This window comes from Legionella gresilensis (assembly GCF_900639865.1).
In the GTDB taxonomy this organism is placed as follows: domain Bacteria; phylum Pseudomonadota; class Gammaproteobacteria; order Legionellales; family Legionellaceae; genus Legionella_C; species Legionella_C gresilensis.
Map to the genome: position 1 here is coordinate 83,936 of NZ_CAAAHX010000011.1, position 17,517 is coordinate 101,452.

Sequence of the window (17,517 nt, forward strand, 5' to 3'; positions counted from 1 at the left end):
AATTTATTTATATAGGAGCATATTCCCTTTCTTTTAATCAACTTATGTGCTAAAGCTATTCGATAATAAATGGGTTCTTTTATTACAGGGTAGTTCTAAATGAGTTATGGAAAATATCTAAATAAATTTAGCAGTTTATTTTTTTTTGTGGGTTTTGCTACAGCTAAACTTCAACTTCTACCCTTCTATCTTTTCACGTTTATTACGTCTATTTTTTCTATGGCCTGTTATTTAACAGGTTATTTACTCTGGTTAATTGCCAGCTTTATTAATCCACATTCGACAAGACATTCAGATTTTTGGTACGGGTTTACATCATTTACTACCCAACATAAACTTGCTGCTACTTTAGGAGCAATTGCAACTGTTTTCTTTTTTATTTCTCTCACTTCTCCTTTTGTTGCAATACCAGCAGTTTGGTTATTTGCAGCAAGTAATACTTTTTGGTGTATCGCAGAATATCATAAATGGAAACATCCACCTCAAGATAAGGAATACTCAGCAAACCGGCAATCAAAATATTTACAATATGCCTTACTAACAACAGCAACGAGCTTTGTAACAGCTTTATCCATTACTTTTAGCATGATTTTTCCTCTATCTGCTTTCGCCATTTTAACAAGCGCAGCCATTATTAGCCTAATATTTAGTATTCAATCATTAAATGCTTGGGCAAGCGCAAATCTGTCTAACGATAAGCCAGATTGTCCTCTAACTGAAAGCTATTTACAAATGGTAGAAAACTTTAAAATATCTAAATCTGAAGTATCTCAAGTTCATAATAAAGAAAACGCAAGCGATAAAAATTTAACGTCACAAAAACCTTTATTTTCTGATGAAACTACTCATTATTTAACTAATCTATCTGCCAATGAAATGAGCATTTCAATAGAAACCTCAGCGACTTTCATTTTAAAATAAGCATTTATATTAGGATAACAAAGACCAATTACCTATAGTGAATTTGCAATTTCCTCCATCCTAACCTATTTTTTAAAGGGGATAGAAAAATATATCAACACCTAAGTTGATATATTCTTAACAGTGGAGGTTATCATGATGCGATGGGCAAGAAATTCAATGCGTTTAGCATTATTAGCTTTTTTATGGAAAATGATTAAGCAAAAATCTTTCAGTAAAAAACGTATGGGAAATGATTTGCATTAGTATTTGATGCTTTTCTGCTTCAAAATAGTATTCCCATTCTATAAATAATTATAAGGCCTGCCTGCACTCGATTTTTTAATGCAGGAGGCCCAAGATTGTCCTGCACAGAGAAGATTTCTTTCTTGGTTAGAGTAAGGTTCCTCTTTCTATAGAATAATGTTTATAATTTTAAATTAATTAATCATAGCAATAGGGATATTGATGGAGCCTAGAGAATACCTAGACAAGCGACGAATGCCCATTGGTGCAGAGCTTATCAGCAAAGGCGTTCATTTTAGAGTCTGGGCGCCTAAAAGAAATAAAATAAGCCTTATATTAAATAACAACAATCATCATCCAATTCAATTAACATCTGAAGGGAATGGCTATTTTTCTACTTTTATTAGCAAAGCTAAGGAAGGTGACTTATATGGTTTTCAGCTTGATGAGGACACAAAAATATACCCTGATCCTGCCTCAAAATACCAACCAAAAGGCCCTCACGATGCATCGGAAATAGTTAATCCTAAAAAATTCAAATGGACAGATCAAAGTTGGCGAGGAGTCCAGAAGGAAGATGCCATCATTTATGAAATGCACATAGGCACTTTTACCCAAGAAGGAACCTTTTTAAGCGCGGCTACCCAACTAGAATATTTGGCCGATTTAGGCATTACCGTTATTGAAATGATGCCTATTGCCGAGTTCGCTGGTGAATTTGGCTGGGGATACGATGGGGTTGATTTATTTGCGCCTATGCATACATATGGGAAACCCGATGATTTACGTTATTTTATTAATCGCGCTCATAAATTAAATATTAGCGTTATTTTAGATGTTGTTTATAACCACTTAGGACCGGATGGTAATTATCTAAGGCAATTTTCAGATAGCTATTTCTCTAATAAATATAGTACCGATTGGGGAGAAGCCATTAATTTTGATGATAATGCAATCGAGGTACGAAAGTATTTTTTAGCAAATGCAAAATATTGGATCGATGAGTATCATTTTGATGGCTTAAGAATTGATGCTTCACAAAATATTTACGATAGTTCCAAGACTCATATTTTACAAGAAATCAGTGAGACCATACGAAAGGCAGCGTCTAGTCGTTTTATTTATTTGATTGCTGAAAATGAGCCCCAGAACACTGATTATGTACGAGATATTATGCAAGGTGGATTTGGGTTTGATGCCCTCTGGAATGATGATTTTCATCATACCGCACAAGTACTTCTAACTGGCAAGCGAGAAGCTTATTACACTGATTACACTGGCTGCCCACAAGAATTTATTTCAGTTAGTAAGTATGGCTTTTTATATCAAGGCCAATGGTATAAATGGCAAAAAAAAACACGGGGTAAACCAACTTTTGATTTAACACCTACTTGCTTTATTCATTTTTTAGAAAATCATGATCAAATTGCTAATTCTGTTTATGGAGATCGAATACATAAAAAAGCAAATCCATCCTTATTGCGAGCTATGACAGCTTATTTATTGCTTTCTCCTCAAACGCCTTTATTATTTCAAGGGCAAGAGTTTGCGACCTCGAGTCCATTTAATTACTTTGCCGATCATAAACCTGAAATAGCGGAAAAAGTCTATCAAGGTCGTCTTGAATTTTTTAGACAATTTCCTAGCGTACGTACTCCAGAAGTACGTGCCTCTATAACCAATCCAATTAATAAGGAAACTTTTGTTAATAGCAAATTAAATCTGTTTGAGCGAGAACAAAACGATACTTGGTATCAACTGCATAAAGATTTAATTGGGCTTAGAAAAAACGATAAAGTTTTTAATGGCTATACGACTAAACAACTTGATGGTGCTGTATTATCAACTCAATCTTTTGTTATTCGTTTTTTTAGCAATCAAGGTGATCGATTAATGGTTATAAATTTAGGTACAGACTTAAATTTAGATCCAGCACCAGAGCCATTATTGGCACCACCCGTTCATTGCTATTGGGAATTATATTGGTCCAGCGAGGATCCTAAGTATGGAGGCCATGGCACAATTCGTCCTAATATTAAAGATAGTTGGTATATACCCGGATTTTGTGCAATGATTTTAAAGCCTAAAGAGTTGACATAATGGATCAGATAATTAGGCATCACCCTATCGCTAAGTATGAGGAAAAAGATAGCCCAGTGAATAATGCACAGAGGCTATTACGTGGCGAATGGCTGATAACCAATGGCCTAGGTGGTTATGCTTCTAACTCCGTAGCTGGCATTACTACCCGTAAATATCATGGCTACTTGATCGCTGCTTTACCGCCTCCTTATGGGCGGACAATTATGCTGAATCATCTGCATGAAGAAATTACAACAGAGAGCGGTGATTTATTTTTAATTAGCTGTCATGAAAGAGGAAACAGTAATATATCCTTAACCGGAATGAGCTATTTACAAGAATTCTACTTAGACTACGGACTACCTGTATGGCGTTATAATATTAACGGAATTGTAATTGAGAAACGCATTATCCTTATTTATTTACAAAATACCGTACAAATTACCTATAAGCTCATTGAAGGTGCTAATAGTATTCGCTTAAATATTCAACCCTCATTTAATTTTCGTTCACATGAAGCGCCTGTTAATCAACAGACTCAATCCCCATATCGAATTTTCGCTATTGAAAACCGTTATGAAATAATGCTTGATGATCATCTTTATGTACGGCTCTTTTTATATGGTGAGAATATTAAATTCGTTTTACAAAGCTACTTAATCCCAGACGCTTACTTTCGCATGGAAGAAACACGCGGCTATGAGTATTTAGGCAACCTTTGGACGCCTGGCTATTTTAGTCTAGATTTAGCTAAAGGAAATTCCGCGACCTTTGTTGCGTCAACGGAGAGCTGGGAAATTATCTCGACGCTTAAGCCAGATACGGCTTTTGCTGCTGAATATACACGTCGAAAGCACCTATTATCACTAGCTCCCCAAACCGCTAAAGAGGGCATGGGAGCTGAATTAATTCTCGCAGCTGATAAATTTATTATTACGCCACAAACCCGTACTGAAGATAGCATTTTAGCCCATGCTGAAGGGAATGAAGTCCATACCATTATTGCCGGTTATCATTGGTTTACCGATTGGGGTCGAGATACCATGATTTCTTTAGAAGGATTGACTTTATGTACAGGTCGTCATAAAGAAGCATTATGGATTTTAAAAACATTTGCTCATTATGTAAAAGACGGCCTCATTCCTAATATGTTTCCAGAAGGCGAGAATGAAGGGTTATATCATACAGCCGATGCAACTTTATGGTTTTTTCACGCTATTGATCGGTATTTAGCAATTACTCATGAATATTCTGAATTACCCTATTTTCTACCTACACTTAAAAAAATTATTGGATTTCATGAGAAAGGAACTCACTTCAATATTGGGATGGATTCTACAGATGGTTTAATTAAACAAGGACAAGAAGGTTATCAATTGACTTGGATGGATGCAAAGGTAGGTGATTGGGTGGTAACACCTAGGCGTGGTAAAGCAATTGAAATCAATGCCTTATGGTATAACGCATTAAAATTAATGGAAGAATGGACTGAGCATAATGATAAACAAGCCAGCCAACATTATAGAAAATTAGCTAAGCGAGTTTATCAATCATTTAACCAAAAATTTTGGATTGCTAATAAACACTATCTTTATGATGTTATTGAAGGTGAAACAGGCAACGATAACGCATTACGTCCCAATCAAATTTTTGCAATCGCATTAAGTTATCCTGTATTAGATAGAAAACGTTGGATAGATGTCATACAATGCTGTAAAGATGAATTATTAACGCCCTATGGGCTACGCTCCCTAGCACCTAACCATCCTGATTATAAATCTCGTTATGATGGGGATTTAAGGGCTCGAGATGCTGCTTACCATCAAGGTACAGTCTGGGCATGGCTAATTGGGCCCTTTATTGACGCCTGGATTAAAGCCTATCCACATGAACGCACCAAAGCACGCCAGTTTTTAACGGGCTTTGAACAACATCTAGAAGATTCAGGCGTGGGCTCTATTAGTGAAGTATTTGATGCTGAAGAACCCTATATGCCCCGTGGCTGCCTAGCACAAGCTTGGAGTGTCGCGGAAGTATTGCGAGCTTGGGTAAAAACAGCACCTGAAATAAACTACTAATTAAAGATAATAACTGTAATTCATTAGATTATATTATCTTTACTTCCCTAATTTAATAAAGTAAGTCTTTAGAAGATATATACTTTATTCCTAATTCAAATATGTGTTTAATTTTTAATCTACTATACTTTATCTTTAAGCAAGTAAGTTAGCTTAATAGAATGTTTTAACAAGATTGTGCTCTATCCTCAAAATTAACTTGCATAAATATCCTATGAAAGACTCGGTAGCTTTTTATGTCTTTCAAAGTTAATTTGATAAAGCTGATATTTTCTAAAGGTTTATAAAACTTATGAATAACATCACATATTTTACTTTCTTTATCAGTACCTTAGCTATTCTTAATCCATTGAGCAAAGTACCCATTTTACTTAGCTTAGGGGAAGGAAATTCGGAAAAAAAGTTAAAAAATATTGCTTTTATCACTTCAATAGCCGTATTTATTATTCTCTTGATTAGTTTATGGATTGGTTCACTTTTTCTGAAAGCATTTGATATTTCTATAGGTGCATTTACAACGGCTGGCGGCATTATCGTATTTTTAATCGGTCTACAATTAATGCAAATTAATCTTCATGCTCCCCAGCCCAAAGTCAGCATAAGAAAAGAATCAATCGCTGTTGTACCGCTTGCCATTCCTCTTATTGCAGGCCCTGGTACAATAGCAACCGTCATTTTACATGACTATCATGTACAATCTATTTCCGAGCGCTTAGGGTTAAGTCTACTTTGTATCATTTTAGCTTTAATTGTTTGGCTTTGTTTACATTTTGCGAGTTTTTTAAATAAAAATTTAGGTCCGGACATTTTAGCCATTATTAGTCGACTAATGGGCTTAATTACCAGTGTGATTGGTGTACAACTTACAAATACTGGTGTGCACCTTTTGTTTCCCTAAGTAACAGGTTAAAATTATTCTCTTCTCTGTTAAACAGAATTTCAACAAATTAAGAGCGCAATACTAAGACTTAATGAATAATAAACCCTACAAAATTCCTCGTTTAATATCTTTAGATGTCTTAAGAGGACTCACTGTCGCCTTAATGATTATCGTTAATAGTCCTGGAAAACAACCGTCTTATACGTGGCTTGAACACTCAACTTGGAATGGATGTACCTTAGCCGATGCTATTTTTCCCATGTTTATTTTTATCGTTGGCGTATCGAGTGTTTTTCAGCTGTCAATTCTTAGAGAAAAATTGCCAGTTAACTTCTTAATTATTAAAATTTTTAAACGTAGCCTTGTCCTTTTTGTCATTGGCTTATTATTAAATGCCTTTCCTAACCATTTTGATCTAACTACTTTAAGATTTTATGGTGTTCTACAACGTATAGCAGTATGCTATTTTTTTGCAGCCACTTTATTTCTGACAACTAGTATACGTACCCAATTCATTAGTTTTATTTTAATACTTATTAGTTATTGGCTTATTAACATTGGCTTTCCAGGTTACTCAGGAGCTAACTTAACGGCAGCGTTTAATATTCCTGCTCTAGTAGATAGAATGTTATTTTCATCAGCACACTTATACGGTAAATTTTTTGATCCTGAGGGTCTATTAAGTACTGTTTCCTCTTTTGCAACTGCATTGTTAGGCAATCTTACAGGCTTCTGGCTTTTATCTCGTTATAATGAGAAACAAAAATTTTATGGGTTAATGGTAGCTGGATTTTTAGGAATGCTGTTAGGTTGGCTTTGGAGTTTTTTCTTCCCTATTAATAAAACATTATGGACAAGCTCTTATGTTCTCTGGACAGGTGGCATAAGTTTGCTAGCTTTAGCAGGATGTTATTGGTTGATAGAAATTAGAAAGCTAAAGGACTGGTCATACCCTTTTAGAATTTTTGGTTTAAATGCTTTATTAGTCTATGTATTACACATTGTATTCTTAAAAATCCAAGTGCTTATACAAATTTCTTATCAGGGAACGAATAGTAATTTAAAAACATTTATAACAGATAAATTATTTAATAATTTGTCTGCAGCAAATGCCTCCTTAAGTTATGCACTTAGCTATATGTTATTTTGGCTTCTTTTTTGTAAAGTTTTTACTGAGAAAGGCCGATCTCTAAAAGCGTATTAGGGTTTGTTGACAATTCGCCAGCCGCCTACGTACCACGGCTTGTCCGCGGTAACCAGTTGACAGTCAAATTAAAATCCATTTTATCTCAATACTCCGAAAGATATGGCAAAAACTTGGTGAAGTATTGGTATTTGAGAATAAGATGCGCCAAATACAACTTATAGCTTGTAGAAGGACATCACCTGTAACTTAAATTATCCAATTATTTAAAGCCAGTCCAATACCGAAACTTGTCGTTTTATGGTTATATTCAATTAAGCTTTGCCCATAGCCACTAAAAAATTGGGTATAAAGAGAGAGTGTATTTAGAATAGGATAGGATAAGGTCATTTGTATAAAGCCTCTTTTAAGTCCACTGGCAAGATTTTGCACTTCTAAGCTTGCCTTTAAAGCAGCAAATTGATAAGAGATAAAGGTATTCTCATAACCTAAATAATAAGCGATATTAGGGTTATGCACATCACTTGATCTTTCTTCATCAATTAAAGTCCATGTTCGTACGTGAGCTAACCAGCGTGAGCCAGAAAATTGTAGCTGGAGGAAGAGGCGATTCCAACTACGTTCAAGAAGGCCACCGCGTCCATTCGATTGATGATTAATACCAAACTGAGCAGCAATAGAGGGATTAAAATAATTTTCAATAAAAAATTCTGGCGCGTAATTAATTTCACGAAAATATTGCGAATCAGCATAAACTTGCCAGTACATCAGCTGAGTATAAGCAAAATTCAATGACATTGGCTTATCTTTAATTAAATGATGAACGAGTGGAACTAAAAAACTAATTTGCGCTTTTAGTTCATCTTGCATAACAGACTGGTTATCCGGTGTTGCCTGCCAATAGATTTCTTGAAAGGGATTTCGTGTATGATAATATGGCAAAATATAATTAGGATGATATAAATTAAGAATATTTATATAGCGCGCAGTTTCTTTTTTTTCGCTTACCTGCTTTTCAAGTACTGTTTCTTCATCTTGCAAAGGCTCAGTCTCAGAAAAGCAAGCTCCGTTTAATAAACAATAGTTTAAAAAAATAAAATAAATTAAAGGCTTAATTTTCATAAAGGCTAGCGCTCCATTTCTATGCCTCTTACATTCAATTTAACTTAATTTTATATATCTGCCTAGCGATAATTAATTATTCAACTATAAAATAGTTAATTGCTTATTATTTCTGTTTAAAAGCATTCACTATCTTTCTTGATACTATCTCTAGCTATAACGGATTGATAACGTTTGTTTAAGGGCTAATATATGTTGATATGCATCATCTATCCTCTGCTGGCTGATTTCACCTGAGTTAACTTTTGCCTCGATAATATTAATAATTTCTTCTGGGTTTTGGGGTTTGTCTGTTAATTGATTACCAAATATAAACATATCAGCGCCAGCATTAATAGCTAAAGTTAACGCTTGGGGAAGACCATAATTCTCGCTAATTGCCTTCATTTGCATATCATCTGTAACAATTACACCATTAAAATTAAGTTTCTTGCGCAGAAGATTAGTTAAAATATTATAAGATAAAGTCGCTGGTAAACCAGTTTTATCTAGCTGCCGGTTAACAACATGAGCAGTCATTATCACGCCACAAGCTTGATCACTATTTAATAAAATCTCGTAGGGAAGTAATTCATACCCTTGCCAAGTATCAGTTATATCAACAAATCCCAAATGAGAATCAGTCGTTGAACTTCCGTGCCCTGGAAAATGCTTATAGGCGCATTGAATTTTATGATTTAAAAATTGATTATTAAAAAGATTAGCAAAAAGAGCAACTTGTTGCGGTTGAGCTGAAAAACTACGCTCTAATTTACCAATAATAGGATTATCGGGATTTACATTAACATCTAATACAGGCGAAAAATCTAAATTAAAACCTGAATTTTTCAGAGTTTCAGCCATAGTCATTGCCTGTTTTTTAGCTTCTTCTATAGGCATTTCACTAATCTCTGCGGCAGTAAAAGTCTTCGGAAACCCATATTTTTCTTTTAAACGATCAACTTTACCGCCTTCATAATCTACTGAAATAATTAAAGGAAGTTGTGCACGATTATGCTTTAAATTAGCTTGATGATTAAAATACTGTAGATCCTGATTAAGTGTTTTCACTTGTTCTGGGCTTTCTATATTTTTGTCATATGCTTTAGTGACATAATTATAATCAAATAAAATAACGCCACCTATATTACTTTTATCGATTATTTTCGTGATCGGTGAGCTTTTTGTAATGGTTTTCCCCTCGAAACCAATAATCAACATTTGTCCAATTTCTTCACGTAAGCTAGGGGGGGCCGCATAGGTGATTTTTTGAAGAAAAAGAGATAAAAATAGCAGAAAAAGAAGGCGAATTTTCATAAAAATTAAGTGTAAAAAATTACAGCCCTATATAATATATAAAACTTACAAAATGGTCAAATATAGATTTATTAGATGTATTTTTAATTAATTGATATAGAGTTATCTGTATTCAATAGTTTTTGCATTATATTGGAGTAGGAAAATAAGTATTATAAATTTTTAAATAGCTGCCATCTTTTTCCATTTGTAGTAACTGTTGATTAATTTGATTAATTAAATTGCTATTATTGGGAACCGACATGATACCAATCCCCTCACCAAGCGGAGTTTCTATATCTAGATCCTGTAATTGATCACCACAGGTCATCACCCAGTAATTTGCAGTCATATAGTTTAAAAAAGCAGCATCAATTTGTTTATTATTCAAGGCATTCATCACATCTTCAATGTCATCAAATTGTTGAATAATAAAGAGATTGGGAAAGTTTTGGGTTAAGTAATCATAATAAGGCCCCTCCTTTTCCTGGGTCTTTAGAATACCTATTGTTTTTCCTCTTAAATCATTGATCGATTTATAAGAAGCGTCCTTTCTAAGGATAAACTGACCCTTACTAAGCATATAAGGAAGACTAAAAAGATAATTTTCTTTAAGTTTTTTAGAAGCCGTTATACCACCTACTGCTATATCAATACTACCATTATTAAGTGCTGTAAATAAACGATAATAATCCATAGGAATGATGGTGCAATTTTGATTCAAATTATTACAAATAGTTTTAATTAGTTGAATATCAAAACCGCTATCAGGTGAAAGAACAAAGGGAGGATAAAATAATAATGTCCCTACTTTAATATCGGCAAAGCTAGGGGCCGTGATGAAACAAGAAAGTATAATACCTAACAACCTCGTTCGCAGTTGCATATACTACTTCCCTTATTTTAATTTCATTAGAATTGATATTTAATACGGTAAAATATTAAATTCCCTTAGAATTTTTTAAATTCTATTTCTTTATTATAGATTAATAACTTACTCTTTTAAGTTAGAATCTGCTTAAGTTTCACACAAAACACATATTAAACTTAGTGAAAAATGCTATAGTTCATTAAGTACAAGCATATTAATAGCCTTTAGCCATCCCTTAAAATTACGCTCTATCTGCTGATAATGATCTTCAGGTAAATATTCGTCTTCACATTGCCAGCTTTGTTTAATTTCTGCAATTGATCCCAACTCGCCACAACCTAAAGCTGCAATTAATGCAGCACCTTGTGCCGTTGTTTCAATATCTTTTGGACGCTGGACAGTTAATTGGCATTGCGTTGCTAAAAATTGCAATAACCACCGATTTATAGTCATCCCACCATCAACGCGCAGAATGGCTGTTTTAATCTTGCTATCATCCTCCATACATTGTAAAACCTGCCTAGTCTGATAACAAACACTCTCTAAAGCGGCGCGAGCAAAATGGGCACGACTACTTGTTCTTGTTAAACCAACCACTAAAGCACCGGCAGATGATAGCCAGTATGGCGCCCCTAAACCAGTAAAAGAAGGCACTAAATAAACACCTTCATTATCTTTTAAACTGCTTGCTAATAGTTCTGACTCAGTAGCAGAAGATAGAAGTTTCATTTCGTCTCGCAACCATTTAATAATAGTGCCAGCATGATAAAGACTTCCTTCTAGCCCATAGGCTAACTGGTCTTTTATTTTATAGGCAACTGTAGTTATTAAGTTAGTAGAGTGTATAGGTTGCAAACCTGTGTTCATTAGCAAAAAGGCCCCTGTGCCATAGGTTGCCTTTACCATGCCATCCTCGAGACAGCGCTGCCCAATTAAAGCAGCTTGTTGATCACCGGCAATACCTGTAATAGGCACTGAAAAACCAAATAACTCTTTATCAATTACCCCAAAGTAGGCATCACAGGGTTTTACGTCTGGCAATAAATTAGCATTAACTTCAAATAAGTTAAGCAGATCTTCATCCCAATCTTGCTTAAAAATATTAAATAACAACGTTCTTGAGGCATTTGTCACATCAGTAGCATGAACTTTACCGTGCGTTAAACGCCATAATAAAAAGGTATCAATCGTACCAAAAGCTAGTTGATTTCTTGCAGCAAGTGTACGGGCCTGAGAACAGTTTTTTAAGAGCCAGTTGAGCTTGCTTGCTGAGAAATAAGGGTCAGGAAATAGTCCTGTTCTTTCCTTGATATAGGTCCTATCTAAAGGAGAGCAAAAAGCTTCGGTACGTCTATCTTGCCATACTATAGCTGGATATAAACATTCACCTGTTTGCTTATTCCAAACCAAAGTAGTTTCTCGTTGATTGGTGATACCACAAGCCAATAATCTTTTAGTATCGATTTGTGCTGTAACATCTTTAATTGCTTTGACTGTTTTCGTCCAAATTTCTTCAGGGCAATGCTCTACCCAACCCTTTTCAGGATAAAATTGAGTCAGAGCATATTGGCTAACGGCGATTAATTGACCGAATGGAGTATAAATCATAGCCCGCGTACTACTTGTCCCTTGATCAATTGCTAAAAGATATTTTTCCATTTCTTTCTATTTCCTAAATATAAAGGTAGTATTAATTGATTTTACATGCTTTTTTAATAAGGCAAATACATGACTAAGTTTTTTGATCTCGCTGTAATAGGGGGTGGAATTAATGGCTGTGGTATTGCTGCTGATGCAGCCTTACGTGGCTTGTCAGTTGCTTTAATAGAAAAAGATGATATTGCTTCAAAAACATCATCAAACAGTAGTAAATTAATTCATGGCGGTTTAAGGTATCTTGAGTATTATGACTTCTCTTTAGTAAAAAAAGCACTGGATGAACGGCAACTTTTACTCTCTTTAGCACCACATTTAGTTAATCCACTCCCTTTTGTATTACCTTATTTAACTTCTATGCGTCCTATGTGGTTATTACGTTTAGGTTTATTTTTGTATGACAATCTCAGCCGTAAAAATAAGCTACCAAAAAGTAAGATAATTAAACGCCAAGCCTATCCCCCTTATTTTGCACCATTAAAATCGTCTATAAATAAAGGGTTTCTCTTCTATGACTGCCATACAGATGATGCGAGGTTAACTCTAGCTAGTGCTTTACAAGCCCAAAAACATGGGGCGGATATTTATTCTTATACTGAGCTAATTCATGCCATAACCGAAAATAATATTTGGCATTTAACGCTTAGGAATCAGCAAGGCGAAAAAAGTTCATGCCATGCTCGGGCTGTCGTTAATGCAACAGGCCCCTGGGTTACCTCCATCAATAATTTATTATCCCTACCCAATCAACAACAGATGTCTTTAATTAAAGGTAGCCATATTGTTGTACCTAAAATTTATGATGAGGCTCATGCTTATTTATTGCAAAATAATGATAATCGTATTGTTTTTATTATTCCTTATTATCAATATTCTGTCATTGGTACAACCGATACGCCTTTTACAGGTAACCTCAATCATGTTGAAATTGACAATGAAGAAATAGATTACCTTCTACACATCGCTAATAACTATTTTAATGTGACTTTAAAATCTAAGGATATTCTCCATACCTGGAGTGGTGTAAGACCTCTTCTTGGAGAGGAAAATGGTTCGCCTCAAGCACTTAGTAGAGATTATATGTATCACTATACATCTAATCCTGCGCCTGCGTTAACTATTTATGGTGGTAAAATAACTACTTACCGGCAACTAGCTAAAGATGCTGTGGATCAACTTAAAACCATTTTTCCTCACTTAAATTCGTCTAGCACTCATAAAATACCCTTACCAGGCGCAATATACGAGAGTATGGGCTATAAAGAATATACAGAATATGCCCGCAATAAATACAATTGGCTTCCCCCAGACACCTTATCTCGTTTACTTAAAACTTATGGTACAAATCTAGAAACTCTCCTCGCTAATTGTAAGACTTTAGCTGATATGGGCCAAGATTTTGGTTTTGGGCTCTTTCAAAAAGAAGTTGACTACTTACGTAAACATGAATGGGCAGTAAAGATAGAAGACATTTTATGGCGCCGTACTAAATTAGGTTTTTATTATACGGAGCCCTTAAAAGAAAACCTAAACAATTTTTTGCTCTCATAAATTCTAATCCTTTTTATCTTTATCAATTGCTTCACGAATACCTGTAATATCAGCCGCAATAGCTTGTTTAATTAATTCCTTTAAACTAGATTCAGGCAGATTGCCTGAATCAGAATAAATAATGATACCTTGTTTAAAAATCATAAGGTGAGGTATAGAGCGAATTTGAAAAGCTTCGGCTAACGCTGTCTCTTGTGCAACATCTATCTTCGTAAAGATAATATTGGGATTTGCCTGAGCAACCCGTTCATAGACAGCAGCAAATTGCTTACAAGGTTCACACCAATCAGCCCAAAAATCAATAATGACGATATCATTTTGGCTTATAAGCTGTTCTAGTTCTGCAGCATTGGTATTTAACTTTAGCATATACTATTTCTCGCGGTCGCCTTATTGAGTACGGTAAGAATATTATTAAAAATACTATCAGTATCGCCAGTTCCGCTTACCCGATGAAATAAAGGTGCATTAGGCTCTCCTGACTTAGCCCATTCTTCGTAATAATGAATTAAAGGCTCTGTTTGCTGATGATACACCTCTAATCGCTTAGCAATTGTTTCTTCTCTATCATCATCACGCTGAATAAGAGGCTCACCGGATATATCATCAAAGCCATCCAGCCTGGGCGGATTAAATTTAATATGATAAACTCGGCCTGAAGCTACATGAACCCGTCTGCCACTCAGTCGATTCATAATTTCATGATCTGGTACAGCAATTTCAATAACATGATCTAAATTAATATTTGCCCTTTTTAGTGCTTCAGCTTGAGGTAATGTCCTTGGGAAACCATCAAAAAGAAAACCATTTTGACAGTCAGCTTCTTTTAAGCGCTCTTTAACTAAACATATTATTATATCATCGGAAACTAACTTACCTGCGTCCATTATTTCTTTAGCATTTTTGCCTAATTCAGTTCCTGCAACAATAGCTGAACGTAACATATCTCCTGTAGAAATTTGAGGGATATTGTAGTATTTAATCAACTTAAGGGCCTGGGTGCCTTTGCCAGCACCGGGGCTACCCAATAACATTAAACGCATTAATTAGCTCCTAACTATACTTTTAAATTCAATCTGCATTAATTTTACAGCATAAACTATGAATAAACTCGACTAATTAAGATTTATCTTTAATTAGTGACAACGACTTAATTGGGCATGATAAATATCTGCTCGTGTACTTACTTTTCTTGCTACTTGCATAACCCAAGGTCTTTTCAAGTAAGTTTGCCGTTGATACCCGCCAATTCCCTCATGATAAGCTAAATAGAGATTATAAGCATCATTTCGAGGAATTCCTGTACGTAGATTAATTTGATTAATATACCAGCCAATAAAATCTACAGCATCCGTAAAGTCGCTCCGGGATGACCAGAGTCGGCCATTATTTTTTTTATAAAGCGCCCATGTCGTACGTAAAGCTTGTGTATAACCATAAGCGCTAGAAGGTCTTTTCCAAGGGATGACCCATAATATTCTGGTTCGCTTAGGACGAGCACGACCATCAAATTTTGACTCTTGATGTATGATTGCCATCTGTACAGAAATAGGAACTTTCCAGCGATGTGCCACCTCTCTGGCATCCCTATACCAACCAGGATATTGCTTAAAAATATAACAAAGATTATCAACATTGCGCGGTGGTTTCGTTGCGCAAGCAGATAATAAGAACAACAAGCTAATTATAACGAGGCGTAAGAAATTCATTTAGGACAGAAACCAATATAAAAATAGGCTTATTAGTAGCAAAAAAGCTTTCGAAATAAAACTCTTTTATAAAAATTCTTTACGTGTTTAGATTGTTTCTCTAAAAGGACATGTTAAAATCTTAAATCGCATTTTTAGGATAAATATCACAAATCAAAAAAACAATGAAGTTACAGCGAAAGTAGGCATAAATGCGGAAATACTCCTAACTTAAATATTTTGTCCACTTATAAAATAATCATTGATTTAAAGATTTTGATGATTCTTAAAATTTAAAATACATTACTTATTGAGAGTTTAATTGAATATCTTAGTCTTTGATATTGAAACTATTCCTGATATTGAAACAGGAAAAAAATTATATAATCTAGATGATTTATCGGATGAAGATGTAGCTACTGCAATGGGTGCCCTGCGCAAGGCTAAAACTGGTAACGATTTTCTTCCTCATTATCTGCAAAAAGTTGTGGCAATCTCTCTAGTACTCAATCAAGAACAGCAACTTAAGGTTTGGTCTTTGGGAACTGAGCAATCCGATGAAAAAGAATTAATTTCACGTTTTTTTACCGGTCTTGATAAATTTATGCCTACCTTGATTACCTGGAATGGAAGCGGTTTTGATCTACCAGTATTACATTATCGCGCTCTCCTACATGGTATAAGTGCACCAACTTACTGGGAATATGGCGAAAATCAGCAAGCATTTCGTTTTAATAATTATTTAAATCGTTTTCATTATCGTCATTTAGATTTAATGGATGTTTTAGCAGCTTATCAGAATAAAGCATTTGCTCCCTTAGATGAAATTGCCAGTATGTTAGGCTTTCCAGGCAAAATGGGTATGAGTGGCGCCAAAGTTTTAGATAGTTATTTAGCTGGGAATTTAAAAGAGATTCGAGATTATTGTGAGACTGACGTATTAAATACTTACTGTATCTATTTACGCTTTGAATTAATGCGAGGGACATTTAATCATGACCAGTACAACCAAGCTATTAGGCAAGTAAAAACCTATTTAGCCGATAATTCATATAAAGTACATTTTCAAGAATTTTTAAGTAAAATGACTTAAAAGAATTAGATTAGAGAATTAATAAACAAGAGCGAAAATTAATTTTTTATTCAAAAGGTGTAGTTTGATGTAGATTTTTTCTTAATAGCCAGGCATCTTCAAGACCACCAGAATCTTGATAATAATCCTTTTTTATAGAATCTTTTTGAAAACCAAAATGCTCATATAAAGCGATGGCAGGCTGATTACTTGGCCTAACCTCTAAAATAATACTATCAATATAACTACCTTTTAATTTATCAATAGCTGTCTGTAATAAATATTTGCCTAAACCTTTACCCTGCATTGACGGCATGATACATAAATTTAATATATGGTAGACAGTGTACGTTTCACGAGAAATAATGTAACCAACAATAATTTTTTTATTATCCGTCTCTTGCTCTAGCACCTGGCAATCATACCCCACTAAAATACAATCGCTGATAATATTACGGCTCCAAGGCGCTCGATGTCCTTGTAATTCAATGCCATACACTTCATCTAAATCTGAGAATTGCATTGAGCGGACGGTAAACATAAATGGCTCACCTTTGTAATTATTGATAGTTAAATAGCTAAATAACAATTTAGAAGCTTAGAAAGAATTTAATTATAATTGTTTTGCCTATAATCTCTAAAGCTAATTGTAGATTCTACTATAAGGTTTATCAATTTATAAATAAGCACTTATATATTTTGGTAATGTGCTAAATTATACTTGTCCATTTTCTTTATTATGATTCACCAATTAAACATACCACCTCGTTAACACGGTCAATGTCTATGGATTTTAGTGCTTGGATAACGTATGTCATTCTCGAGTAAACGAGAGTTTATGGAGAAATTAACCTCATTGCTAAGTGAGGAATAGATCCCCGCCTAAGAGCGGGGATGACAAAGTACTAGAAGGGCATCATAAAGAAATTATAGAGGATTATCTATAATTTAT

15 protein-coding genes are annotated in these 17,517 nt (G+C 34.6%); 7 read left to right on the forward strand and 8 right to left on the reverse strand.

Features of this window, described 5'->3' with window-relative positions; all coding sequences use genetic code 11:
• Nucleotides 1-99 precede the first annotated feature (99 nt).
• From E1P04_RS13400 to E1P04_RS13420, 5 genes are all read left to right on the forward strand, one after another.
• Complete coding sequence (locus E1P04_RS13400) at nucleotides 100-921, forward strand: hypothetical protein (RefSeq protein WP_131783415.1); 822 nt, start codon at nucleotides 100-102, stop codon at nucleotides 919-921.
• A gap of 447 nt (nucleotides 922-1,368) precedes the next feature.
• Nucleotides 1,369-3,246 carry a malto-oligosyltrehalose trehalohydrolase gene (treZ, locus tag E1P04_RS13405; RefSeq protein ID WP_131783416.1) on the forward strand — a complete coding sequence of 626 codons (1,878 nt, stop codon included), beginning with the start codon at nucleotides 1,369-1,371 and terminating at the stop codon, nucleotides 3,244-3,246.
• On the forward strand, nucleotides 3,246-5,306 hold the full coding sequence (locus tag E1P04_RS13410) for an amylo-alpha-1,6-glucosidase (RefSeq protein WP_131783417.1): 2,061 nt from the start codon (nucleotides 3,246-3,248) through the stop codon (nucleotides 5,304-5,306). Before treZ ends, E1P04_RS13410 begins: the two co-directional genes overlap by 1 nt.
• Nucleotides 5,307-5,598: 292 nt before the next feature.
• A complete protein-coding gene (locus E1P04_RS13415) occupies nucleotides 5,599-6,204 on the forward strand; it encodes a MarC family protein (protein WP_131783418.1) in 606 nt (201 codons plus the stop codon).
• 73 nt (nucleotides 6,205-6,277) lie between these two features.
• Nucleotides 6,278-7,390 (forward strand): acyltransferase family protein, encoded by a 1,113-nt coding sequence (locus E1P04_RS13420; RefSeq protein ID WP_131783419.1) that lies wholly within the window; start codon nucleotides 6,278-6,280, stop codon nucleotides 7,388-7,390.
• 189 nt (nucleotides 7,391-7,579) lie between these two features.
• Here E1P04_RS13420 and E1P04_RS13425 read toward each other — a convergent pair whose 3' ends face one another.
• The 4 genes from E1P04_RS13425 to glpK all read right to left on the reverse strand — a co-directional run bounded on the left by E1P04_RS13425 (nucleotide 7,580) and on the right by glpK (nucleotide 12,257).
• Complete coding sequence (locus E1P04_RS13425; RefSeq protein ID WP_131783420.1) at nucleotides 7,580-8,452, reverse strand: phospholipase A; 873 nt, start codon at nucleotides 8,450-8,452, stop codon at nucleotides 7,580-7,582.
• Between the two features lie 150 nt (nucleotides 8,453-8,602).
• Nucleotides 8,603-9,748: a glycoside hydrolase family 3 N-terminal domain-containing protein gene (locus tag E1P04_RS13430; protein ID WP_131783421.1), complete on the reverse strand. Its 1,146-nt coding sequence runs from the start codon at nucleotides 9,746-9,748 to the stop codon at nucleotides 8,603-8,605.
• Between the two features lie 127 nt (nucleotides 9,749-9,875).
• Entirely contained in the window at nucleotides 9,876-10,613 is a 738-nt protein-coding gene (locus tag E1P04_RS13435) for a transporter substrate-binding domain-containing protein (protein WP_131783422.1), read from the reverse strand.
• Nucleotides 10,614-10,787: 174 nt separating this feature from the next.
• Nucleotides 10,788-12,257: a glycerol kinase GlpK gene (gene glpK / locus E1P04_RS13440; RefSeq protein ID WP_131783423.1), complete on the reverse strand. Its 1,470-nt coding sequence runs from the start codon at nucleotides 12,255-12,257 to the stop codon at nucleotides 10,788-10,790.
• A gap of 69 nt (nucleotides 12,258-12,326) precedes the next feature.
• Here glpK and glpD point away from each other — a divergent pair, with 69 nt between their 5' ends.
• On the forward strand, nucleotides 12,327-13,805 hold the full coding sequence (gene glpD / locus E1P04_RS13445; RefSeq protein WP_131783424.1) for a glycerol-3-phosphate dehydrogenase: 1,479 nt from the start codon (nucleotides 12,327-12,329) through the stop codon (nucleotides 13,803-13,805).
• A 3-nt stretch (nucleotides 13,806-13,808) separates the two neighbouring features.
• Here glpD and E1P04_RS13450 read toward each other — a convergent pair whose 3' ends face one another.
• The 3 genes from E1P04_RS13450 to E1P04_RS13460 form a co-directional block, all read right to left on the reverse strand.
• Nucleotides 13,809-14,174: a thioredoxin family protein gene (locus E1P04_RS13450; RefSeq protein ID WP_131783425.1), complete on the reverse strand. Its 366-nt coding sequence runs from the start codon at nucleotides 14,172-14,174 to the stop codon at nucleotides 13,809-13,811.
• Nucleotides 14,168-14,848, reverse strand: a complete 681-nt coding sequence (adk, locus tag E1P04_RS13455; protein ID WP_131783426.1) for an adenylate kinase — start codon at nucleotides 14,846-14,848, stop codon at nucleotides 14,168-14,170. The genes E1P04_RS13450 and adk overlap by 7 nt, the downstream gene beginning before the upstream one ends.
• A 93-nt stretch (nucleotides 14,849-14,941) precedes the next feature.
• On the reverse strand, nucleotides 14,942-15,514 hold the full coding sequence (locus E1P04_RS13460; RefSeq protein WP_131783427.1) for a transglycosylase SLT domain-containing protein: 573 nt from the start codon (nucleotides 15,512-15,514) through the stop codon (nucleotides 14,942-14,944).
• A 301-nt stretch (nucleotides 15,515-15,815) separates the two neighbouring features.
• On the opposite strand from E1P04_RS13460, the gene E1P04_RS13465 reads away from it, so the two are divergent.
• Complete coding sequence (locus E1P04_RS13465; protein ID WP_131783428.1) at nucleotides 15,816-16,586, forward strand: 3'-5' exonuclease; 771 nt, start codon at nucleotides 15,816-15,818, stop codon at nucleotides 16,584-16,586.
• A gap of 46 nt (nucleotides 16,587-16,632) precedes the next feature.
• Here the strand turns inward: E1P04_RS13465 and rimI are convergent, their stop codons facing one another.
• Nucleotides 16,633-17,106, reverse strand: a complete 474-nt coding sequence (gene rimI, locus E1P04_RS13470; protein ID WP_242604467.1) for a ribosomal protein S18-alanine N-acetyltransferase — start codon at nucleotides 17,104-17,106, stop codon at nucleotides 16,633-16,635.
• Between the last annotated feature and the right edge of the window lie 411 nt (nucleotides 17,107-17,517).